This window comes from Pseudoflavonifractor sp., from assembly GCF_050943825.1.
Classification (GTDB): domain Bacteria; phylum Bacillota; class Clostridia; order Oscillospirales; family Oscillospiraceae; genus Pseudoflavonifractor.
The window spans coordinates 138,923-160,532 of record NZ_JBMNPX010000001.1; the positions used below are offsets into that span (position 1 = coordinate 138,923).

23 protein-coding genes and 1 riboswitch are annotated in these 21,610 nt (G+C 60.6%); of the genes, 5 read left to right on the forward strand and 18 right to left on the reverse strand.

Annotation, left to right across the window (positions count from 1 at the left end):
- Window positions 1–138: 138 nt before the first annotated feature.
- From xerD to ACOX7T_RS00780, 12 genes are all read right to left on the reverse strand, one after another.
- Window positions 139–1,017, reverse strand: coding sequence for a site-specific tyrosine recombinase XerD (xerD, locus tag ACOX7T_RS00725; protein ID WP_433438886.1), 879 nt, complete (start codon window positions 1,015–1,017; stop codon window positions 139–141).
- 61 nt (window positions 1,018–1,078) lie between these two features.
- Complete coding sequence (locus ACOX7T_RS00730; RefSeq protein WP_433438888.1) at window positions 1,079–1,708, reverse strand: stage II sporulation protein M; 630 nt, start codon at window positions 1,706–1,708, stop codon at window positions 1,079–1,081.
- A 55-nt stretch (window positions 1,709–1,763) separates the two neighbouring features.
- The gene (gene proC / locus ACOX7T_RS00735) at window positions 1,764–2,555 is read right to left on the reverse strand and encodes a pyrroline-5-carboxylate reductase (protein WP_433438890.1); all 792 of its coding nucleotides are present in this window, start codon (window positions 2,553–2,555) and stop codon (window positions 1,764–1,766) included.
- 280 nt (window positions 2,556–2,835) lie between these two features.
- Window positions 2,836–4,218: a thioether cross-link-forming SCIFF peptide maturase gene (gene scfB, locus ACOX7T_RS00740; RefSeq protein WP_433438892.1), complete on the reverse strand. Its 1,383-nt coding sequence runs from the start codon at window positions 4,216–4,218 to the stop codon at window positions 2,836–2,838.
- A 73-nt stretch (window positions 4,219–4,291) separates the two neighbouring features.
- On the reverse strand, window positions 4,292–4,435 hold the full coding sequence (scfA, locus tag ACOX7T_RS00745) for a six-cysteine ranthipeptide SCIFF (RefSeq protein WP_294520725.1): 144 nt from the start codon (window positions 4,433–4,435) through the stop codon (window positions 4,292–4,294).
- Between the two features lie 78 nt (window positions 4,436–4,513).
- Entirely contained in the window at window positions 4,514–4,936 is a 423-nt protein-coding gene (locus ACOX7T_RS00750; RefSeq protein WP_433438894.1) for a TIGR04086 family membrane protein, read from the reverse strand.
- Window positions 4,937–5,080: 144 nt separating this feature from the next.
- Window positions 5,081–5,386 (reverse strand): preprotein translocase subunit YajC, encoded by a 306-nt coding sequence (gene yajC / locus ACOX7T_RS00755; protein ID WP_433438896.1) that lies wholly within the window; start codon window positions 5,384–5,386, stop codon window positions 5,081–5,083.
- Between the two features lie 92 nt (window positions 5,387–5,478).
- The gene (tgt, locus tag ACOX7T_RS00760) at window positions 5,479–6,618 is read right to left on the reverse strand and encodes a tRNA guanosine(34) transglycosylase Tgt (RefSeq protein WP_433438898.1); all 1,140 of its coding nucleotides are present in this window, start codon (window positions 6,616–6,618) and stop codon (window positions 5,479–5,481) included.
- 139 nt (window positions 6,619–6,757) lie between these two features.
- On the reverse strand, window positions 6,758–7,477 hold the full coding sequence (locus ACOX7T_RS00765; protein WP_433438900.1) for a LytR/AlgR family response regulator transcription factor: 720 nt from the start codon (window positions 7,475–7,477) through the stop codon (window positions 6,758–6,760).
- A 6-nt stretch (window positions 7,478–7,483) separates the two neighbouring features.
- Window positions 7,484–8,005: a hypothetical protein gene (locus tag ACOX7T_RS00770; RefSeq protein ID WP_433438902.1), complete on the reverse strand. Its 522-nt coding sequence runs from the start codon at window positions 8,003–8,005 to the stop codon at window positions 7,484–7,486.
- The gene (locus tag ACOX7T_RS00775; RefSeq protein WP_433438904.1) at window positions 7,998–9,005 is read right to left on the reverse strand and encodes a GHKL domain-containing protein; all 1,008 of its coding nucleotides are present in this window, start codon (window positions 9,003–9,005) and stop codon (window positions 7,998–8,000) included. The genes ACOX7T_RS00770 and ACOX7T_RS00775 overlap by 8 nt, the downstream gene beginning before the upstream one ends.
- A gap of 20 nt (window positions 9,006–9,025) precedes the next feature.
- Entirely contained in the window at window positions 9,026–9,355 is a 330-nt protein-coding gene (locus ACOX7T_RS00780; RefSeq protein WP_433438905.1) for a hypothetical protein, read from the reverse strand.
- A 245-nt stretch (window positions 9,356–9,600) separates the two neighbouring features.
- Between ACOX7T_RS00780 and ACOX7T_RS00785 the strand changes: the two genes are divergently transcribed.
- Window positions 9,601–10,644: a hypothetical protein gene (locus ACOX7T_RS00785; protein WP_433438907.1), complete on the forward strand. Its 1,044-nt coding sequence runs from the start codon at window positions 9,601–9,603 to the stop codon at window positions 10,642–10,644.
- A 59-nt stretch (window positions 10,645–10,703) separates the two neighbouring features.
- On the opposite strand, the gene queA is transcribed toward ACOX7T_RS00785, so the two are convergent.
- Together queA and ACOX7T_RS00795 are read right to left on the reverse strand one after the other, a co-directional pair.
- Complete coding sequence (gene queA, locus ACOX7T_RS00790; RefSeq protein ID WP_433439569.1) at window positions 10,704–11,729, reverse strand: tRNA preQ1(34) S-adenosylmethionine ribosyltransferase-isomerase QueA; 1,026 nt, start codon at window positions 11,727–11,729, stop codon at window positions 10,704–10,706.
- Between the two features lie 54 nt (window positions 11,730–11,783).
- Window positions 11,784–13,442 carry a SpoIID/LytB domain-containing protein gene (locus tag ACOX7T_RS00795; protein WP_433438909.1) on the reverse strand — a complete coding sequence of 553 codons (1,659 nt, stop codon included), beginning with the start codon at window positions 13,440–13,442 and terminating at the stop codon, window positions 11,784–11,786.
- A gap of 90 nt (window positions 13,443–13,532) precedes the next feature.
- Window positions 13,533–13,710: riboswitch (Lysine riboswitch) on the forward strand.
- A gap of 198 nt (window positions 13,711–13,908) precedes the next feature.
- Here ACOX7T_RS00795 and asd point away from each other — a divergent pair.
- The 4 genes from asd (at window position 13,909) to rpmB (ending at window position 17,100) form a co-directional block, all read left to right on the forward strand.
- A complete protein-coding gene (gene asd / locus ACOX7T_RS00800; RefSeq protein WP_433438911.1) occupies window positions 13,909–15,000 on the forward strand; it encodes an aspartate-semialdehyde dehydrogenase in 1,092 nt (363 codons plus the stop codon).
- Between the two features lie 36 nt (window positions 15,001–15,036).
- A complete protein-coding gene (dapA, locus tag ACOX7T_RS00805) occupies window positions 15,037–15,924 on the forward strand; it encodes a 4-hydroxy-tetrahydrodipicolinate synthase (RefSeq protein ID WP_006572616.1) in 888 nt (295 codons plus the stop codon).
- A 26-nt stretch (window positions 15,925–15,950) separates the two neighbouring features.
- Window positions 15,951–16,721 carry a 4-hydroxy-tetrahydrodipicolinate reductase gene (gene dapB / locus ACOX7T_RS00810; protein ID WP_433438913.1) on the forward strand — a complete coding sequence of 257 codons (771 nt, stop codon included), beginning with the start codon at window positions 15,951–15,953 and terminating at the stop codon, window positions 16,719–16,721.
- A 190-nt stretch (window positions 16,722–16,911) separates the two neighbouring features.
- Window positions 16,912–17,100, forward strand: a complete 189-nt coding sequence (gene rpmB / locus ACOX7T_RS00815; RefSeq protein ID WP_006572618.1) for a 50S ribosomal protein L28 — start codon at window positions 16,912–16,914, stop codon at window positions 17,098–17,100.
- Window positions 17,101–17,215: 115 nt separating this feature from the next.
- Here the strand turns inward: rpmB and folD are convergent, their stop codons facing one another.
- The 4 genes from folD to yfmF are packed head-to-tail and all read right to left on the reverse strand — an operon-like array spanning window position 17,216 to window position 21,564.
- Window positions 17,216–18,058 carry a bifunctional methylenetetrahydrofolate dehydrogenase/methenyltetrahydrofolate cyclohydrolase FolD gene (gene folD, locus ACOX7T_RS00820; RefSeq protein WP_433438915.1) on the reverse strand — a complete coding sequence of 281 codons (843 nt, stop codon included), beginning with the start codon at window positions 18,056–18,058 and terminating at the stop codon, window positions 17,216–17,218.
- Window positions 18,039–19,004: a prolipoprotein diacylglyceryl transferase gene (gene lgt, locus ACOX7T_RS00825; RefSeq protein WP_433438917.1), complete on the reverse strand. Its 966-nt coding sequence runs from the start codon at window positions 19,002–19,004 to the stop codon at window positions 18,039–18,041. The genes folD and lgt overlap by 20 nt, the downstream gene beginning before the upstream one ends.
- On the reverse strand, window positions 19,001–20,281 hold the full coding sequence (yfmH, locus tag ACOX7T_RS00830; RefSeq protein WP_433438919.1) for an EF-P 5-aminopentanol modification-associated protein YfmH: 1,281 nt from the start codon (window positions 20,279–20,281) through the stop codon (window positions 19,001–19,003). The genes lgt and yfmH overlap by 4 nt, the downstream gene beginning before the upstream one ends.
- Entirely contained in the window at window positions 20,278–21,564 is a 1,287-nt protein-coding gene (yfmF, locus tag ACOX7T_RS00835; protein ID WP_433438921.1) for an EF-P 5-aminopentanol modification-associated protein YfmF, read from the reverse strand. The genes yfmH and yfmF overlap by 4 nt, the downstream gene beginning before the upstream one ends.
- Between the last annotated feature and the right edge of the window lie 46 nt (window positions 21,565–21,610).

The window sequence follows — 21,610 nt, forward strand, 5'->3', positions numbered from 1 at the left end:
TTTATTCTATCACGACGGAGGATGTGGCGCAACAAAGAATTATCGCGATAAAACAGCAGACGCCGCGGCAGATTCTGCCGCGGCGTCTGCTGTTTTAGAAGGAGAATTGTAAACGAAAGTCCCGTATCCACCCTCAGCTTATGCGCGGGGATGGGCTTTGTTGTATACATCTTTCAGCTTCTGGTTCACCAGCTGAGCGTATATCTGGGTTGACGAGATATCGGCGTGACCCAGCATCTCCTGGATGGACCGCAGGTCCGCGCCGTTCTCCAGCAGATGAGCTGCAAAAGAGTGCCGCAGGGTGTGGGGGGTAATGTCCTTACGGATGCCCGCCTTCTCCTGGTAGTGCTTGATGATCTTCCAAAAGCCCTGGCGGCTCATACGTTCCCCGTTCATGTTGACAAACAGGGCCTTCTCGTCCGGGTGCTCAATCATCTGGGGGCGGACCTGAGTCATGTAAGCGGTCAGCGCCCGCACGGCGGCGGGATAGAGCGGAATAATCCGCTCCTTGGTCCGGCCCACGCAGCGGACAAAGCCCGCGGACAGATTGACATGCTCCAGATTGAGCCCAATCAGCTCGGAAACCCGGATGCCAGTGGCATACAGCAGCTCCAGCATGGCCTTGTCCCGGCAGCCCTTGGCGTCGGAGGGATCGGGCTGCTCCAGAAAGAGGTCCACCTCTTTGCTGGTGAGAATCTGAGGCAGCTTCCGCTCCACCTTGGCAGGGGTGATCCCCCGCACAGGGTTGACAGTCACAACGCCGGCGCCAATCAGGAAGTTGTAAAAGGACTTCATGGAGGCCAGACTTCTGGTCACCGTGGCCACTGACTTCCCTTTTCCGGACAGATGCTTCACATACCGCTCCACATCCGCCTGCCCGGCCTGTTCTGCCGTCAGGTTCTCTCCCTCCAGCCAGCCTGCGTACTGGTGGATATCCCGCAGGTAGGAACTGAGTGTATTGAGGGACGCCTTTTTCTCTGTCTTCAGGTATGACTCATACTCTTTTAAATAATCCATCCCCTGCCGCGTCTCCATCCTATGTAGAATTCGGCGGCTCTGCCTCCTGGCAGGTACACGCCTATGCCGCCAGCATCCCGGCTGCCCACGCAACGAGCGTGGGGACGGCCAGGTATTCCAGCAGTATACACACACAGAACGCCCCGGCGCACATGCCGCAGCGCAGAAAATAGGCCCGGCCAAAGGGGGAGCCTCTCCTGCTCTCCCCCATGGTCCGCCCGGCCAGGCGGGCCGAAGCTGTCAGTCCCTGGACACCCAGAACAAAAAGCGCCGGGATGCTGACCGCGCCGGATACCCCGAAAATCAGCGTGGCTGCAAAGCAGCCCTCGCTGCCGAACATACGAACAAAGGAGGACACTGCAAAGGACAACAGAAACCCCCGGACAGCAAACAAAATAGGAATACCAAGAACACCGAGTGCTGTGAAGCCCAGAGCCACAACAAAAACAGGCCAGCGGAGCAGATCCCACAGCAGCGGCAAAAGAGCGGGGGGCTGCACGCCGCCCTCTCCTGCAGCGGAGAGAAATCCCTGAATATAGGATGTCAGACTCTCGCTGCCGCTGCCTCCGGCTGCGGCGGCCAGCAGACATCCTGCCGTACTGCCCAGAAAGAAACAGATTCCCAACGCTGCAAGGGCGGGACCACCGCCCTCTGCGGGAACATCCCACACCCCTGCCACAGCTCTGTGCATAGGCCGTCACCTCCATGACCAACCTATGCAAGTCCCGGCGTGATTAGAAGCGCTGTTACTTACCCAGCTCCTGAGAACGGCGGACACAGCGCTCCATAGCCTGCGCCACCATGTCCTCAAGGTGGTAATCGTCAAAGGCGGTCAGCGCCGCCAGAGTAGTGCCACCGGGAGAACACACCTGCCGGGTCAGCTCTCCGGCGGTTTTACCGCTCTCCAACAACATCCGGGCTGAACCCTCCATGGTGAGCGCTGCCATACGCAGTGCATCATCAGGCTCCAGTCCCAGAGCCTGACCGGCGTCTACCATAGCGGCGGCCATACGGAAGAAGTAGGCCGGCGAGGAACCGGCGATGGCAATCACAGCATCTATCAAATTCTCCGGCACCACAAATACCTCACCTGCCGAGGAAAACACGTCCTTGACAGCGCCGAAGAGCGCCTCGGGCACATCGTCTGTCCGGGCCAGAGCGGTACAGCCTTTTCCAACCAGCAAGGGGGTGTTGGGCATAGCACGCATTACATGGCATCCGGGAAGCTGTTCCCTCAGCCAGGAGAGTGAATAGCCCGGCGAAATAGAGAGCACACCCTTGCCTCTCAACTCATCCGCAATCTGAGGGAGGACTTCACCGAACATCTGAGGCTTAATACCCAGAATAACCAAATCCGCCTCATGGGCCACCTGACGGTTATCCGTAGTAGTGTGGACACCGAGGAGAGCAAAGCGCACAAGCTTATCTTCATGACGGTTGGAGACACACAGCTGGTCTGCCTTGAGAAGGCCGCCCTTCAGAACGCCGTCCAGAATAGCACCTGACATATTGCCAGCACCAATAAATCCCAATTTCAAGTGACAGACCTTCTTTTTCGGCTAGTTTATGGATAATAATATATCCCTTCCGAAGAATCAACGCAAGAAATACAAATCAAAAAAATCATTTTTGTCCATTATGACGAAATATTATGTAACTTAAATTATGTAAACTTGGTCAACAAACAGAACGGACACCTGGTAAAACGGGTGTCCGTTCTGTTGAAAAATGTGCTATTTTTCAGGCAAATATTGCGATAATCCGGGTTTAGAACGCGAAAACCAGATGATTACAATCTGTATAATTACAGTTTGTATATCACTCAGCCATACCTGCCGCAATGGCCCGCAGAGCGATGGCACATTCAAGACGCTTACGTTCCAGCTCACATCCCACATGGTGGGGCTTTTTTATGTCTCCATTGACAAGCAGGTTGGAGGCACTGCAACCGCCGGAGCAGTAGAATCGGGCCCAGCAGTCCTTGCAGTCCTCTCTGGTGTAAATATTGAGGTTGGAGAATGCCTTGGAAATCTCCATGTTGAAGGTGCCCTCGTAGAGGTTGCCCAGTTTGTAGTCCTCGTTACCCACAAACTGGTGGCAGGGGTAGATATCCCCTTCCGGGGTGATGGCCACGTACTCACAGCCGGCGCCGCAGCCGCGCAGCCGCTTGATGACGCAGGGACCCTGGGCCAGGTCCACGTTGAAGTGGAAGAAGTTCACCTCGGGGTGCTTGCGCAGCTCCTCGGCCAGCTTCTCGTACTCAGCCAGAATAGTGGGAACATCCTCCTCACGAAGGGCATAGGGATCCTCGGGGCCGCCCACCACGGGCTCCACAGAGATATTCTTGGCACCCAGAGACGCCATGTGCATTACGTCATCGGCAAAGTCCAGGTTGTCCCGGGTGAAGGTACCGCGGAGATAGTAGTCCTTGTCTCCCCTGCCGGCGATGAGTTTCTGGAACTTGGGGACGATCACGTCGTAGCTGCCCTTACCGTTCACGGTGGGGCGCATCCGATCGTTGACCTCCTTGCGGCCGTCGATGGAGAGGACGGCGTTGGACATCTCCCGGTTGATGTACTCGATGTTCTCGTCGTTGAGCAGGACGCCGTTGGTTGTGATAGTAAAGCGGAAGCACTTGCCATGCTCTTTCTCAATAGAGCGGGCGTACTCCACTGTCTTCTTCACGGTGTCCATGGCCATCAGAGGCTCGCCGCCGAAGAAGTCCACTTCGATGTTGCGCCGCTTGCCGGAGCGCTCAATGACAAAGTCAATGGCCCGCTTGGCGGTCTCAAAGTCCATGGTCATGCGGTGACCGGTACCAAAGTCGCCGGTGGAGGCGAAGCAGTACTTGCAGCGCAGGTTGCAGTCGTGGGACACGTGCAGGCACAGGGCCTTGATGGGAGCTTCACGCTGCATGGCCACGGCGGCGGCGGGGTCGATGTAGTCGTCCTCCACAAAGAGGAGCCCATCCTCCTGAAGGCCACACAGCTCCTGCCAGGCCTCCTCCAGCGCCTCGGCGCTGTACTGGGGCAACTGGGCGGTCAGCTCTGCCGGGCAGTGCTCAGCCAGCTGGCCGGGATTGGCGCTCTGCCGGTCCAGCGCCTCCAGCAGGTCATAGGCGGTCTTGTCCAGCACATGGACAGCGCCGCTGTTTACATCCACGGCGACATATACGCCGAGGGCGGTAAAAGTATGTACCATTCTTTTCTCTCCTAATACGGGCACGGAAACGGGGTGGGCAAAACCCACCCCGTTTCCAGTCTTGTTGTTCGACTTACTTGTTGTTCTCGCACTTCTGGTTGGCAACCGTGCAAGAGGTCTTACAAGCGGACTGGCAAGAAGTCTGGCACTCGCCGCAGCCGCCGTGAGCAGCGCTGTTCTTCAAAGTAGCGCCGTTAAGAGTCTTCACATGCTTCATCTGTTTCCCCTCCTCCACTGTCGTTTTTTGGAGCTTCGATTCATTATAGCATAGGAAGCGGTCCATTTCAATCCATTTTTAGCGGCGGGTCTTCCGCTTTTTCCTGGCGGGGCGTTTTGCGCCCAGAAGGCCGGCTGCCGCGCCGCCGCACAGAGCGCCGCACAGCAAGGCCAGACCTTCCTCCGGCGCGGCTGGTCCGAAGAAGAGCACGCCCACTGTGAGCAGGATCAGGAAAAAGACACAGCCGGTCAGCAGTCCCACAACCAGTGCCCTGGAACGGCAGCGGCGGATGGCTGCAGTTCCGCCCAAAAAGCCGCCAATCACACAGCTTACAATGGTCATCTGATACATCAGCTGCTCCCCTATCCACCCTTTGGAAATTCCGATCGAGGCCAACAGGAGAAAGAAAAAGCAACCCAGCAGCGCTACGGCACCGCCCAACAGCACCCCAAGCACACAGCGGACCAGTCTGGTCCCCTGATCCTCTTCCATATGTTTCATTCCATTCCCCTCCCAGACATTGTGCTTGTCTGGTGGATCATATGCCGCGCTATCGCCCGGCATGTCTGCTTTTTCACTTTCATCCGTACCGGACATGAAAAACAGCCGGCCGCAGATGCGGTCGGCTGTTCTGACAGCTGGGAATTACTTCTTTTCCTTCTCGTCCTTGGCAGGAGCGGCATCCTCAGAGGTCTGAGTACCCTTGGTGGACACAGCCCACTTGGTGAACTCGATGCGCACCCGGTCGGCACCGGTCTCAATGACGATGGTGTCCTCCTTCACGGCGCAGATGGTGCCCACAATGCCGCCGATGGTGGTGATCAGGTCACCCACCGCCAGGCTGTTGCGCATCTCGGCCATGGCCTTTTTCTTCTTGTTCTCCGGCCGGATCAGCAGGAAGTAGAAGATGGCCAGCATTGCGACGATCATTACGATGGAAACGATATCCAAGGTCAATTCCTCCAAACACAGTATTTCTGCTCTTATGCCCTGTGGCAACTTTATACATTATAGCGGCATTCACTCCGCTTGGCAAGTCCTCTTTAAGAATTTCCGATGGGAGCGTCCAACTTTCCGCTGTATGTCCGACGGAATTCCTCAAAGGTACCCTCATCCAGTGCGGCACGAATGCGGACCATCAGCTCATTGTAGAAGTGGAGATTATGGAGCACCGCCAGACGCATGGCCAGCATCTCCCCTGCCGCAAACAGGTGGCGCAGGTAGGCACGTGAGAAGGACTGGCAGGCCGGACAGGTGCAGGTGGGGTCGATGGGGGTGGGGTCTGTCTTGTACTTCTCGTTCTTGATGTTCAGCGTGCCCTCCCAGGTGTACAGCTTCCCGTGGCGGGCGTTGCGGGCGGGCATGACGCAGTCGAAGAAGTCCACGCCCCGGGCAACCGCCTCAATGATGTTGGAGGGCGTGCCCACGCCCATCAGATACCGGGGCTTGTCCTTGGGCATGTGGGGCTCCACGGCGTCAATGATGTCGTACATGGTCTGGGTGGGCTCCCCTACCGCCAGACCGCCGATGGCGTAGCCGTCGCAGTCGATTTTGGCAGTCTCCTTCATGTGCCACACCCGCAGGTCGGGGTAAATGCCGCCCTGGTTGATGCCGAAGAGCATCTGGTGAGGGTTGACCGTGTCGGGCAGGCTGTTGAGCCGGTCGTGCTCCTCCTTGCACCGGGCCAGCCAGCGGAGGGTCCGCTCGCAGGAGGGCTTGACATACTCCCTGGTGGAGGGGTTGGCCACGCATTCATCAAAGGCCATGGCGATGTCGCTGCCCAGGTTGGACTGGATGCGCATGCTCTCCTCCGGGCCCATAAAGACCCGGCGTCCGTCGATGTGGGAGGCGAAGGTGACGCCCTCCTCGGTGATCTTCCGCAGGCCGGACAGGGAGAACACCTGGAACCCGCCGGAGTCGGTGAGAATGGGGCCGCTCCAGTCCATAAACTTGTGGAGGCCGCCCATCTCCTTTACAACGCCGTCACCGGGACGGAGATGGAGGTGATAAGTGTTGGACAGCTCAATCTGGCAGCCAACATCCTTCAGGTCGTGGGCCGACACCGCGCCCTTGATGGCGCCCTGGGTGCCGACGTTCATAAAAACAGGGGTCTGTACCGTTCCGTGGGCGCAGGTAAACACGCCACGCCGGGCTCTGCCCTCAGTCTTGACTACTTCAAACACGCAAAAACTCCTTTTACATTCAGTCTAGTCAAACAACCGCCCCGCGGTCTGTTCATCGGACATTATCATAGCAAAACCGTCTCCGCTTGGCAAGAGGCGCAGAGATAACACAGCATATTGGATGGGCTGCCGCCAAGCGCTAGGTTCCGCTTCGGCTTCCATCAGGGAAGCCCTCCTTCAGTGACTGGAGAAAACGCAGTCTGGCCTCCGCCCTCTGGCGTGTGCTGACCGGAATCCGCTCCCCGGTGCTGAGCGTGAAGCAGGTAGACGCAAAGGCGGTGACCCGGTCCATGTTCACCACAAAGCTCTTATGACACTGGAAAAAGCGGTCGTTCAGCTGGCCTTCCAGCTCGCTCAGCCTGGCATAGCTCTCACAGGTGCCGTGGTCGGTTACGCAGCGCACCTGCCGTCCCTGGCTCTCCAGATACCGGATTTCGGCAAAGGGCAGAAAGTAGACCGCGCTCTTGGTCTGGAGCGTCAGCCCCTCTGTGCGGCGGCGTACCAGCCGTTCCTTCGCCCGGGTTACGGCCTGAAGCAGCTCCACCCTGTCCACCGGCTTGAGCAGAAAGCTGATGTGCTCCGTCTCGTAGACCTTGGTGCAGTACTCCACATACCCCGTCACATATATAACCTGAATGCCTGCTGTCTCAGGCACCAGGCGCTTGACCAGCTCAATCCCGCTCTCCTCCCCCAGGCAGATATCCATCAGAAGGATGTCAGGCCGCCGGGGAGCACAAATCTCCTCCAGCTCCCGCGTTGAGGTACAGCAGGAAACACGCAGCTCCGGGTCCTCCCCGGGCAGCTCCGCCAGCCGTCCGCACTGCTCCCGCTGGTCGTCACAAATCAGCACATTCCACATGGTCTTTCACCTCCCGGCAGGGTGTTCCGGCGGCTTCCCGGATGCCGCCAGCAGGGCGTCCATGCGGTCCAGATGTGCACTGGCTGCCGCCGCGTCGCCCCGCTCCAGCAGACACGCAATGGTCTGCAGATGGTTGTTGATATCGTGCCGCATCCGGCGGACAGCCTGTTCCCGCTCCAGAAGGCCGGCGTAGTAGGCGTCCAGCAGTGCCAGCTGATGCTCCAGCTCAGCCTTGCGGCTGCGGCTCTGGTAGCCGTCCTCCAGGCGGCCAAGAAGCCGGAGCAGCAGTACGTCCGCCAGCATCTGAACCGGCAGCAGGAGAGAAAACAGCCAGCGGGCGCCGCTGCCCTCCTGCGGGAAGGACTGTATAACGGACAGAATGACCGCCAGCACAGCGCCCTGGCTGCCCGGGAGCAAAACGAGGGCGTACCGCCACCGGGGAAGCACGCTCTTTTTGCAGAAGCGGTAAAAGCAGGCGCTGGGGATGAAGAACAGGAGAAACACCGCCAGCGGACAGAGATTATCCATGGTTCTCCCCCTCTCCCTCCGGCGGAGCGTCCAGCCCCAGCCAGACAGTGACCTGAAAGCGGCCGTCTCGCTGCTGTGTCTCCACTTCTCCCCCATACCGCCGGGCAATGCCGGACAGAATCTCCAGCCCGAGGCCACGGCCTGCCCTGACACGGCTCCGCTTGGCGGCCTCGTCCAACGGTGGAGGAAGAGGATTTTCCTCCTCCACCACCAGATAGCCGCCCCGACAGCCGGCCCGGCAGCGGATAACCCGCTCGCCTTCAGGCAGGCGGAGGCAGGCCTCCACCGCGTTGTCCAGCAGATTTCCGAACAGACTGCACAGCGCCGGACCGTCCTGCGGCAACTCCGGCGGCAGGTCCAGGGCCAACTCCAGCCGGATATGCTCCGCTTCACATCGTCTGGCCTTGTCGGCCATCACGGCGTCTATGACCGGATGTGCGCAGTAGGTGCCCTGCACCGCCTTCAGCTGTTTGGACGCACGGTCCAACGCGCCGCCGGCACGGGGAAGGTCTCTCTCAATGAGGGACTGCCGCGCTGCCTCCAGCTGGCTTCGGAGCTGGTCACCCAACTGGCTGATCTGTCTGGCGTTGGCCTCCAGCTCACTCTTCCGGGTACGCCGCAGGTCCAGCTGACGCTCCAGCATCCGCTGACGCTCCTGGGCACGGTAATACTCCTTCGCCTGGGCAAACAGGCGGAGCAGCACCACGCCCGACACCAGAAGCACAACCACCAGCAGACAGAGCAGAGAGAGTGTCAGCGGCATCTCAGGGGTCAGCGTCCAGATGAAATAGTCCAGCATGATGATGGACACGCACCGCCCCAGAATGAACAGCAGAAACGGTGCGTCCCACCCCACCTCTCCGTGGCTGACCAGCCTGCTCCAGATGCTGCAAAACCCGAAGTTCAGCAGCAGGACGAATAGGGCGTAGAGCAGCTTGATGGCGGTGAGGAGCACCGGATGAAGGAGCAGCTCATTGAGAATATTCTCTCCAAGTAGCACAGTCAGCGATCTGCTGTATATCAGGTCCGCAAGCAGCAGCAGCGCCATCTGGGCAATTGGGCAATACCGAAGAGAATGGTCTTGCCCTTCCCCTCCATGCTGAAACAACAGGGGATGACAACCACAGCGGCCAGCGTCACCGCAATACGGGAGGAGCTGAGATAAGCGCCCGCCCACACCGTCTCCGCCGCTCCGTACACAAGCTGGATTCCCAGCAGGGCCAGTGTGTAGGTAACTCCATAGCAGACCGGCCGCCGCACATAGAATAGACGGAGAAACACCCAAATCTGTATCGCGGTCTGGGGAATGCCCAGCAGTGCGTTCAGGGCGTATGTCTGTATGGTGGTCATGGACGGTTCAGCCTCTCCGTGGGGTGCGGCATGCTAATTTTTACAGGAAGACCGACGTTTGTGCGCAACACCTTGAAACCGTCCTTCTCCAACACTACACTGACCATACCGGCGTTCCTCCGTCCTGTGATACATCGCTATTCATTATAGGTGGATTCTCCGCTGTTTTCAAGAATGGCCTGTATGCCGGACCCGGGAACGCCACACAGCCGGAAACCGGCATACAAGAAAGGATGAACCCGCACATGAAGCAAAGAAAGACCTTCCTGTCCCTCCTCCTGGCTCTGGCGCTCTGCCTGAGCCTGTCCGTCCCCGCCCTGGCAGGTGGCAGCCTCTACGACATCGAAATCCTCTACCGGGACGGGACCCTCGTGGGCTGCTATGTGGACGAGAGCGCCAGCGGCGACGGCTGGAGCTACGACAGCGCCACCCAGACCCTCACTCTGAACGGACTTGACTGCAAAAACGTCTATTTCTCCGTCTATTCCGGAAATTCCGACAACTGGACGCTGTGCCTGGCGGACGGCAGCGTCAACAAGGCCGAGCAGCTGGGCCTGTCCACATTGAGCAACGGAGAACACATCACCATCACGGGCACCGGCTCCCTCATCCTCCAGGGAAATAAACGGAGCGCCGTGGACTTCCATCTCAGCGGCAGCGACTCCTCCCTCACGTTCCAGTCTCCCCTCACCATCACCGGCGGCCCCAATGACGGCGACCGACTGCCTCTGACCGGTGTGAAGGACGGAGATTATCTCGTCTACCAGACTGCCGATGGTGAGAAGGCCCGTTACGCTGTCATTGCGCCTGACGGTGCATCCGTGCCCGAGACGCCTGAACAGCCCGCTGTCAACACCGCCTACGCCACCCCCCGCCCCATCCTGGTGAACGGCCAGGCCGTGGACTTTGACGCCTACATGCTCAAGGACGCCAACGGCAACGGCACCAACTATCTCAAGCTGCGGGACGTGGCCCACGTGCTCAACGGTACTGCCGCCCAGTTCAACGTGGGCTGGGACGGCGCCGCCGGAGCCATCACCATCACCACCAACGCGGCCTACACCACTCCCAACGGCTCCGAGATGTCCACCCCCTTCTCCGGCGACCAGAGCTACACGGAGAACCAGGCCTCCGTCCTGGTGAATGGCGTCAAGACTGACCTCCACGCCATCACCATCACCGACGCCTCCGGCGCGGGATACACCTACTTCAAGCTCCGGGACCTGGGCGAGGCTCTGGGCTTCGCTGTCGACTGGGACGGCACCTCCGTGGTCATCAACACCCCCTGAACGCCCCACAGCATAAAACGGCCCTGCCGCAGAACTTGCGGCAGGGCCGTTGTTGCGTTTTAACAGATAAACATGGCGTCGCCGAAGGAGAAGAACCGATACTTCTCCCGCACCGCCTCCGCATAGGCGTTCAGGATGTTCTCACGGCCGGCCAGGGCGGAGACCAGCATCACCAGGGTGGACTCGGGCAGGTGGAAGTTGGTGATGAGGCAATCCAACACCTTGAAGCGGTAGCCGGGGTAGATGTAGATGCTGGTCCAGCCGGCGCTCTCCTTCAGGGTGCCGTCCTCGGCGGCCCAGCTCTCAATGGTCCGGCAGGAGGTGGTGCCCACACAGATGACCCGGCCGCCGTTGGCCCTGGTCTCGTTGATGATGTCCGCCGTCTTCTGGGAGATCATGCAGTACTCGGCGTGCATCTCATGGTCTGTAATGTTCTCTTCCTTTACAGGCCGGAAGGTGCCCAGGCCAACATGGAGGGTCACATAGGCCAGGCGCACGCCCATGGCCTCAATCTGCGCCAGCAGCTCCTTGGTGAAGTGGAGGCCGGCGGTGGGGGCGGCGGCGGAGCCAACCTCTCGGGAGTACACGGTCTGGTACCGCTCCGGGTCGTTGAGCTCCTCCTTGATGTAGGGCGGCAGAGGCATCTTGCCCAGCTGCTCCAGAATTTCAAGGAAAATTCCCTCGTAGTGGAATTCAATCAGCCGGTTTCCGCCTTCCACCTCCTCCAGCACGTCGGCGGTCAGCAGGCCGTCGCCGAAGGAGAGCTTGGTTCCCGGCTTCACCTTCCGTCCGGGCCGCACCAGGCACTCCCAGACCTTGTTGCCCCGGTCGATAAGCAACAGTACCTCCACCGCGCCGCCCGTGGGCTCCCGGTGGCCCAGCAGACGAGCGGGCAGCACCCGGGAGTCGTTGAGCACCAGGCAGTCGCCGGGACGGAGGAAGTTGGGCAGCTCATAGAAGTGGTGGTGGGAGGTCTCCCCCGTCTCCTTGTTGAGCACCATCAGCCGGGAGCCGTCCCGCCGGTCCAGCGGCGTCTGGGCAATCAGCTCCTGGGGAAGGTCGTAGTAAAAATCAGATGTTTTCAGTTCCATGCTCTTGTTGTTCCCTGCTTTCAGATTGAAAATAACACGCCGGTTTCCTTATCGGATTTCCACGCCGGTGTAGTAGAACTTCAGAATGTCCACATAGGTCTTCCCTGCCTGGGCCATGGCGTAGGCACCCCACTGGCTCATGCCCACGTTGTGGCCGTAGCCGGTTCCGGTGAAGGTGAAACTGCCGCCTGTGGAGCCGGAGGAGGTCAGCACCTCTGTGCCGCTGCCGGTGATGACATAGGGCGTACCGCTGATGGCGGACACATTGCCGCTGCCGTCAATGGCGTAGGCCCCCGAGACAGAGGACAGTGTTCCGCCGTCCTCGTTGACGTAGTAGCTCCCGCCGCTTCCGCCAGTGACGGTGAACCGGGGCGACTTCACCCCCAGGAAGATCCGGCAGTTGTCGCAGCCGGTGATGGTCCAGCTACTGCCCTTTGTATCCGTAAAGGTCAATGCCCTTACATTTCCCGTGGCCGTGTATTCTGACACCCGCACGCTGGCCAGCGTACCGCAATTACGGCCGGAGGCCCGCAACTTGGCGGCCAGCTCATCGGCGGTAAAAGTGTAGCTCCAGTTGTAGCCGGAAATTTTGCTGGCCACCGTGGCCTCCCAGGGGTCCGTGACACCAACTAAGTAGGGCAGGTCGCCGCCCCAGACGTTCTTGGCGCTCTCCGTAGCGCCGCCGTCCGAGGAGAAATAATAGGTCTCCGCAATGGAGCCGTTGTACCATACGTACTGGCCCGACGTCTCCTGGGCTGCCCGGTATGTATTGTCGTTGACAGAGCCTGCGCCGGGATAGGCCTGGCAGTGGGTGGTGGCGCACAGGTCAAAACCGCTGGAGGTGTGGCGTCCTGTGCAGGAGGCGGCGTAGCTCCGGGCGGTGACCGCCTGGGCCTTCAGTGCCTCCACCGGCCAGGAGGGGCTCATCTCCTGGGAGATGACGCAGTTGATGTAGTCCTCACGATCCACCACATTGACCACCGTCAGGTTGCCGCCGTTGATGCGCTGGTAGCGGAACCCGCCGTAGTACTTCCGCTTGGCGTACCAGGTCAGGGTCTTGACCGAGTTGTCCAGTCCGGGCATCACGCCCAGAGACAGGGACGAGCCGCCGTCAAACTGAAAGAGAATGGTGCTTGTGCCCGTCTTGACCACAGACACGCCGTAGCTGCTGGTTCCGGTGACCGTGGCACCAGAGACGCCCAATGCGGTCAGGGCTGTGTTGGCCTCCTCTGAGGTAAGGTACGACCCCATCCGCACGGTATAGGTCCCGTTGGTCCAGGCGGGGAATCCGCCGGACACGGTCGCAGCGGCGGCGGAGGCCTCTTCAAAGGTGGTGTAGGTGCCGGGCAGTTGGATGTGGTAGCAGCCCACGGCGATGGAAGAGGTCTGGGTGTCCGTATAGCCGCTCAGGCCGGTGGAGAGCGGTCCGTACCACACGTTCTGGGTCTTGACAATGGAGATACCGGTCTCTGTGGTGTAGCCCAGCTGGACAAAGTTGAGGCTGTCATCATAGTAGCCCAGCCGATAGCCGCTGCCAGTACTGTTGAGCAGGTTGGCGCCTGGAACAGCGTCAGTGCCGTAGGTCAGCCCGATGCGGATGCTGGCGCTCATAGGGATGCTGGCCGCCTGGGCAGCTGAGGGAAGGGCGGGAAGGGTCAGCGCGGCTGCAAGAGCCAGCGTGGCAAATTTCATCAGCGTTTTTTTCATAGGAAACTCCAAATATCTGGGATAGCCGCCATTCCCTGTATTGACAGGGCAAAGCGGTTGTGATACTATTTTCAAAAATCAACTGAATCACTGCAAGATAGAGGTTGCGGTTTTCAAAAGTAGCGCGGTGAGGGCTCCGTTGGCCCGGTGACCCGCGTCAAAGGGAAAACCGCCGAAGGAAATGCGGGTACGGAACCGTCTTTCCTGGGCGCCGGGCACATCAGCCCTGCGACTGTCGCCGGTCCTCCGGCGGAGTGCTGTCTGCTTTTGTAGTGCCGGGGACGGTGACCGTCTCTGACATTATAGTACAAAATCAGCCGGTATGTAAACCCGCTGATTTCTTTTTTTATTCTGAGATATTTTCAAAGTGACAGCGACTCATTTTGTTTTCCCTACCGAATCTGGTCTTAAATCGGCCGGAGCCGGAATAGCATAAAGTTAAAAGAGAGCGATGGAGGTCCTGAACATGAAGCAGTACAAAGTAGGCGTCATCGGCGCCACCGGTATGGTGGGCCAGCGTTTTGTCACCCTGATGGAGCATCACCCCTGGTTCAATCTCACCGTTGTGGCGGCCAGCGGCCGCAGCGCCGGCAAGACCTATGAGGAGGCCATCGGCGACCGCTGGGCCATGGACACTCCCATGCCCGAGGAGGCCAAAAAGCTGGTCGTCATGAACGCCCAGGAGGACGTGGACAAAATCGCCGCCATGGTGGACTTTGTCTTCTGCGCGGTGGACATGAAGAAGGACGAGATTCTGGCCCTGGAGGAGAACTACGCCCGCCACGAGTGTCCCGTCGTGTCCAACAACTCCGCCAACCGCTGGACCCCCGACGTGCCCATGGTGGTGCCTGAGATCAACGCCGACCACATCCGGGTCATCGAGGCCCAGCGCCGCCGTCTGGGCACCACCCGCGGCTTTATCGCCGTCAAATCCAACTGCTCCATCCAGAGCTACGTCCCCGCCCTGCACCCCCTGAAGGAGGCCTTCGGCCTCAAGCGGGTGCTGGCCTGCACCTATCAGGCTATCTCCGGCGCGGGCAAGACCTTCAAGACCTGGCCCGAGATGGTGGATAACCTGATCCCCTACATCGGCGGCGAGGAGGAGAAGAGCGAGAAGGAGCCCCTGAAGGTGTGGGGCAAGCTGGAAAACGGCGTCATCGTCACCGCCGACTCCCCCGCCATCACCTCCCAGTGCCTGCGTGTGCCCGTGTCCAACGGCCACACCGCCGCCGTATTCGTGGACTTTGAGCACAAGCCCACCGAGGAGGAGATCAAGGCTCTGTGGGCGTCCTACAAGGGCCGCGCCCAGGAGCTGGACCTGCCCACCGCCCCCAAGCAGTTCATCCACTACTTTGAGGAGCCCGACCGTCCCCAGGCCAAGCTGGACCGGGAGCTGGAGGGCGGCATGGCCATCTCTGTGGGCCGTCTCCGTCCCGACACCCAGTACGACTACAAGTTCGTCTGCCTGTCCCACAACACCCTCCGGGGCGCTGCCGGCGGCGGCGTGCTGCTGGCCGAGCTGCTGTGCGCCGAGGGCTACATCGAGCCCCGCGCCTGATTTCTTACCCATCCCGACTTTGAGGAGGTCACATCTATGAGAGAGCCCGTCTTTACCGGCGCCTGCACCGCGCTGGTTACCCCTTTTGACGACAGCGGCGCCATCAACTACGACGCCTTTGCCGCCCAGATTGACGCCCAGATTGCCAGCGGCATCGACGCCCTGTGCGTCTGCGGCACCACCGGTGAGAGCTCCACCATGAGCATCCGGGAGCACATTGCCGCCGTGGAGTTCTGCGTCAAGCACGTCAACCACCGGGTCAAGGTCATCGCCGGCGCCGGCAGCAATGACACCACCGCCGCCGTGTACCTGTGCCAGCACGCCCAGGATTCCGGCGCCGACGCCCTGCTGCTGGTGACGCCCTACTACAACAAGTGCTCCCAGACCGGTCTTATCAAGCACTACGAGTATATCGCCGACCGGGTGGAGCTGCCCATCATCCTCTACAATGTGCCCTCCCGTACCGGCGTTTCCTTCGCCGCCGAGACCTACAAGATTCTCTCCGAGAACCCCCGGTTCAACGGCGTCAAGGAGGCCAGCGGCAACTTCTCCCTGCTGGCCCACACCCGCTTCCTCTGCGGGGATGACTTCTACATCTGGTCCGGCAACGACGATCAGGTGGTGCCCATGATGAGCCTGGGCGCCAAGGGCGTCATCTCGGTGGCCGCCAACATCGTCCCCAAGACCATGGTGGAGATGAGCCACCTGTGCCTGGACAACGACTTTGCCGCAGCCTCCAAGCTCCAGGTGGAGTACATGGACCTCATCGACGCCCTCTTCATTGAGGTCAACCCCATCCCCATCAAGGCCGCCATGGACCTGATGGGCATGAAGGCCGGCGGGCTCCGCCTGCCCCTGTGCGACATCTCCCCCGCCCACCTGGAGACCCTGCGGGCCTCCATGCAGCGGATGGGTCTGCTCTGATTTTATCCGGAAAGGGACGTTGAATTATGCTCCGAATTGGCATTTCCGGCTGCAACGGCCACATGGGCCGGGTGGTGGAGGACATCTGCCGCTCCGCGCCGGACATTGAAATCGCCGTGGGCTTTGATATCCTGGGCAACAGCGACCGGGACTTCAAGGTATGCACCTCCCCTGCCGAGTTTGAGGGCGAGGTGGACGCGGTCATCGACTTCTCCAGCCCTGCCGCCCTCCAGGGCCTGCTGGACTTCGGCACCACCCGCAAGGTCCCCCTGGTCCTGGCCACTACCGGCTACTCCCAGGAGCAGCTGACCGCCATTGATGAGGCGGCTAAGCTGGTGCCCATTTTCCGCTCCGGGAACATGTCCCTGGGCATCAATGTGCTGCTGGAGCTGGTGCGCCGTGCGGCCTCCATCCTGGGCAGCGACTATGACGTGGAGATTGTGGAGCGGCACCACCACCGGAAGGTGGACGCCCCCAGCGGCACCGCCCTGATGATCGCCGATGCCGCCGCCTCCGCCCTCCCCTACCAGCCCCAGTACGTCTATGAGCGGCAGTCCGTCCGCAAGCCCAGAGACTCCCACGAGATTGGAATCTCCTCCGTCCGGGGCGGCACCATCGTGGGCGACCACGAGATCATTTTCGCCGGACGGGACGAGGTCATTGAGCTGCACCACTCCGCCCAGTCCCGGGAGGTCTTTGCCGCCGGTGCGGTCAAGGCAGCCCGTTTCCTGGCCTGTGTGGAGAAGCCCGGCCTCTATTCCATGGCCGATCTGGTGGCTGCGGCAGGACTGGATTAAATCTTCAACTTTTTGTTCTCCATATGTACGGACGAAAATACGGCCATTCTTCCCTCTTTCCCCATAGTTTGCCCTGTTTTTTGTCCAGTTTATCTTTCTTTGAAAAAATGCTTGCATTTTCCCACAGTTTCTGTTATTATATCAGTCGATGCTTTGTAAGCAAAACCTGACGAGCGAGGAGGTTTAGCGAATGGCCAAGTGTGAATTTTGCGACAAGGGCGTTGTGTTCGGCATTCAGGTGTCCCACTCTCACCGCCGCACCAACCGTCCCTGGAAGCCCAACGTGAAGCGTGTTAAGGCGATCGTGGACGGTGCGCCCAAGCACGTCTATGTGTGCACCAGATGCCTCCGTTCGGGTAAGGTCACCCGCGCCGTGTGATTCTCTCTGAACTGAGAAAAGGCCCCTGCGCTTAAGCGCAGGGGCCTTTTTGCACCCTTCTTTCCTGTTATGAAAAGAGCCTGGAGCACAAAAAATGTGCTCCAGGCTCTTTTTCTTATTTCCCGTGGACCTTCGCCGCGGTGAGGGTATTCTCCAGCAGCATGACCCGGGTCATGGGTCCCACGCCGCCGGGCACCGGGGTGATAAAGGAGGCCTTCTCCTTTACGGCCTCGAAGTCCACGTCGCCGCAGAGCTTGCCTTCCTCGTTCCGGTTCATGGCCACGTCGATGACGGCGGCCCCCTCCTTCACCATGTCGGCGGTGATGAGGCCGGTCTTCCCCACTGCCGCCACCAGGATGTCGGCCTGGCGGGTGATTTCAGCCAGGTTGGGGGTACGGGAGTGGCAGATAGTCACCGTGGCGTGGCGCTGGAGCAGCAGCATAGCCTGAGGCTTGCCCACGATGTTGGAGCGGCCCACCACCACCGCGTGCTTCCCGGCGGGGTCAATGCCGTACTCGTCCAGCATGGCCATCACGCCGGCCGGAGTGCAGGGCAGGAAGGTGTGCTCCCCAATCATCAGCTGGCCCACATTGTAGGGGTGGAAGCAGTCCACGTCCTTGCCGGGGTCAATGGCGTTGAGCACCGCCTTCTCGTCAAACTGGGCAGGCAGAGGCAGCTGGACCAGAATGCCGTCGATGTCCTCCCTGCCGTTGAGCAGGTCGATGAGCTCCAGCAGCTCCTCCTGCCGGGCGCACTCGGGAAGAGCGTACTCCTCGCTGTAAATGCCGCACTCGGCACAGTCCTTCTTCTTGTGGTTGACGTAGATGCGGGAGGCGGGATTGTCCCCCACGATGATGACGGCCAGACCGGGCCGTTTGGAGAGGCGCTCCACCTCTTCCTTGATTCTGGCCTTGCACTTGGCCGCCAGGGCCTTTCCGTCAATGATGGTCGCTGCCATTGTCCTCGTCCTCCTTTTTCTCGTTGGCTGCTTTAGCTGCCTCCAGAGCGGCCCGGCGGTGCACCCACAGCTGATCCGGCGCAGGCCGGTGCAGGTAGAACCACACCCACAGGATGATTGCCGCCAGCGCGGAGGCAAAGCCCAGCACCTGGGACACCCGGATGGGGGTATTCATAAAGTAGAGGCTGTCGGTGCGCATGCCCTCGATGATGCCGCGGCCCACACCGTACCAGGCCAGGTAGGTAAAGAAGAGCTGGCCGTCGAACTTGCGCCAGTTCCGGGAGATGAACACAATAAGCAGGAAGCCCACCAGGTTCCAGGCCGACTCATAGAAGAAGGTGGGATGGACGCCCAGGGTACCATCCACCACCTGCTGCCATCCGGAGGCATCCACCAGCCCCTTGGCGTACAGCTCGTTTGCGATCTTCTCCGAGCACATCCGCCAGGGCAGCTCGGTCAGGCCACCGTAAGCCTCCACGTTGACGAAATTGCCCCACCGGCCGATACACTGGCCGATGAGCAGGCCCATGCCGCCCAGGTCGGCAAAGGCCAGGAAGGGAATCTTCTTGTACCGGCAGACAAAGAACAGCACAATCACTGCCGCGATGACGCCGCCGTAGATGGCCAGTCCGCCGTCCCGCACGTCCAGCATCTTGCCAAAGTTCAGGCTGCCGTCCTCGTTTTTGAACAGGTCCAGGTAGAACAGAATGTAGTACAGCCGCGCCCCTACCAGGGCAAGGGGCACGGCAAAGATGAGAAGGTCGGTCAGGTCGTCGTCACTGATGCCCAGCTTGGGACCCTTGCGGCTGCAGTAGAACCAGGCCAGAATGGCGCCTGAGACAATGATGACGGCGTACCAGTAGATATTGAATCCGAATGGAGCAGCCGCCACCCGGTTCAGGGTGAACTCCAGCCCCAGGCCGGGGAAAAAGACGGTGTTGGTCATGCCTGTCCCTCCCCCGGCTGCACCACGGCCAGTGCCGCCCGCTCCGGCGTAAAGCAGGTGCGGATGCACTCCTCCACGTCCGCCTGACTGATGCCCTCAAAGACCTCGGGGAACCGGAGCATGTCGTAGCCTGTGAAATAGGCCTGGGCCATACCCACACAGATATTCTCAAAGGAGTTGAGGCTGCGCACCCTGGCGCCGTACAGGCCCTTCTTCAACCTGGCAAAGAGGGCGGCGTCCACACCCTCGCTTCCAATCCGGGCCGCCTCGTCGGCAATGGCGGCGGCCACAGCGTCCGGGTCGGTGCTCTCGCCGCCGGCCACAGCGTAGGCACAGGAAGGATAGCCGTCAAAGCCGTAGGAGAAGCTGCTGTTGATGAGTCCATCCCGGTACAGACGGACATACAGCGGGCTGGAGTTGCCCAGCAGAGCCTCGCAGGCAAGCTCAGCAATCAGCTTCTGCCGGAACTGCTCCTCCCCTTTGGGCGCCGGCTCCATCTTCCAGCCCAGCTGGAAGATGGGGGTGGACACCTCCATCTTCAGCTCCGTCCGGCTCTTAGCCGCGGCTGCGGGCTCAGCAGGACCATAGTCCCTGGGAATGGAGCCCTTGCCCTCCTTGGGCAGAATCTCCCGGGCCATCTCCAGCACCTTCTCCGGGTCCACGTTGCCCGCCACACAGAGCACCATGTTGCCAGGGTTATAGAAGGCGCTGTGGCACAGATTTAGAGTGTCGGCGGTGATGTGGGAGATGGACTCAATGGTCCCGGCCACCGAGGTGCGGATGGGGTGGTTGACATACAGCCCCTCCAGCATGGCGTAGTACACCTGGTTCTCCGGGTCATCCTCAATCATCCGGATCTCCTGACCGATGATGCCCTGCTCCTTGTCCACGCTCTCCTGGGTGTAGTAGGGCTGGGAGACAAAGGAGAGGAGAATCCTCAGGTTCTCATAGAACTTCTCGGTGCTCTCAAAGTAGTAGCCTGTAATGGCCGAACTGGTGAAGGCATTGGGGCTGGCGCCGTTGGCGGCCAGGTCCTGGAGGGCGTTGCCGTCCTTGGTGTCAAAGGTCTTGTGCTCCAGGAAATGGGCCACTCCGGCGGGGGTGTCATGCCACTGGCCGTCCAGCTGGAACTTCATGTCCATTCCGCCGTAGTCGGTGGCAAAAAAGGCGTAGCTCTTCTGAAAGTCCGGCTTTACGTCCACATACACGGTCAGTCCGTTGTCCAGCCGGGCGGAAAAGACCGTCTCCCCCATGCGGGGGTATTCCTTGCGATTCACTGGCGATCCTCCTTCCCCTTGAGGAAATAGATGCTGTCCAGCCGCACCCGGCGGGCGGCAGCGGCCACCTGGTCCACGGTGACCTGCTCCAGCCTAGCGGCCAGGTCCTCGGGCGCGTCCCCGGGTTCCACAGCCAGACCCAGCCAGAAGTCCTCCATGCGGCCCTGGCTGTCCAGCATGCTCTTCAGACTGTTCACCCCGCTGCGCCGCGCAGCCTCCAGCTCCCAGGGCTCAATCTCGCCCCGGCGGCACTTCTCCAGCTGGGCGAGAATCTCGCTCTGAGCGGCCTCCCGCTTGTCGAACTCCACGCCGGAGGACACCAGCATCAGGCCCTTAAACTTCTCCAGCTGAGAGCTGGCGTAGTAGCACAGGGACAGCTTCTCTCTTACATTCAGGAAGAGCTTGGAGGTGGTGGTGCCGCCGAACACGGCGTTGAAGAGCATCAGAGCGGGGTACTCCTCGTCCGTCACCTTAATATCAGTGCGCAGGCCCATGGACAGCTTGCCCTGGGTCACGTCCAGCGCGTCCTCAAAGTTCCGGGGCTTCTCTTCTCCCCCGCTGAGCGTATTCCGGCAGATAGAGACGGGGGCAACCGTCCGGCCCTTCAGCCCGGCAAGGGCGCTGCGGAAGGCAGCCTCCACCCGCTCAAAGGGGGCGGAGCCAGAGAAATAGAGCTCTACCCGGGCGCCGGACAGCAGCGCCTGATAGCGTTCCCACAGCGCCTCGCCGGTGATGGCGGCGGCGTTGGCCTCGCTGCCCAGCCGGTCTACGCCGTAGGGCTCTCCCTGGCACATCAACTGCACCAGCCGGAGCACGGCGTACTGCCGCTTGTCGTTGACCTGGGCTCGGATACGGTCCACCAGGTTGGCCCGCTCCCGCTCCACATAGGCGGAGACAAATCCGCCGTTCTCTCTGGCGGGGGTGAGCAGCAGCTCCCCCAGCAGAGCGGCCGCCTGCTCCAGAATGAGCGTACCGTCGGGGACGTACGCGTCGTCCAGGAAGCTGGCCACAAAGCCCACGCACTGGGTCTCGCCCTTCTTGCGGACAATGGGCTCCACCGAGCCGCCGTACAGCTCGTCCAACGCGGCGGACAGCCGCTCCATGTCCGGGCAGCGCTCGGTACCCTGCCGCAACACCATGGGGACCAGTGCATTGGCGGCGGCATGCTCCTCGCTCAGGGGCGTGAGGAGCTGAATCCCCATATAGGAGGATTTGAATTTCATTGTGTGCACCGCCGTGAGATACACGCCGGGCATCAGTTCTGTTCGGGTGACTTGGGTCATCCGCACTCATCCTTTCTGGCCTCTCCGCTGCCCGCCCCTTTGGACG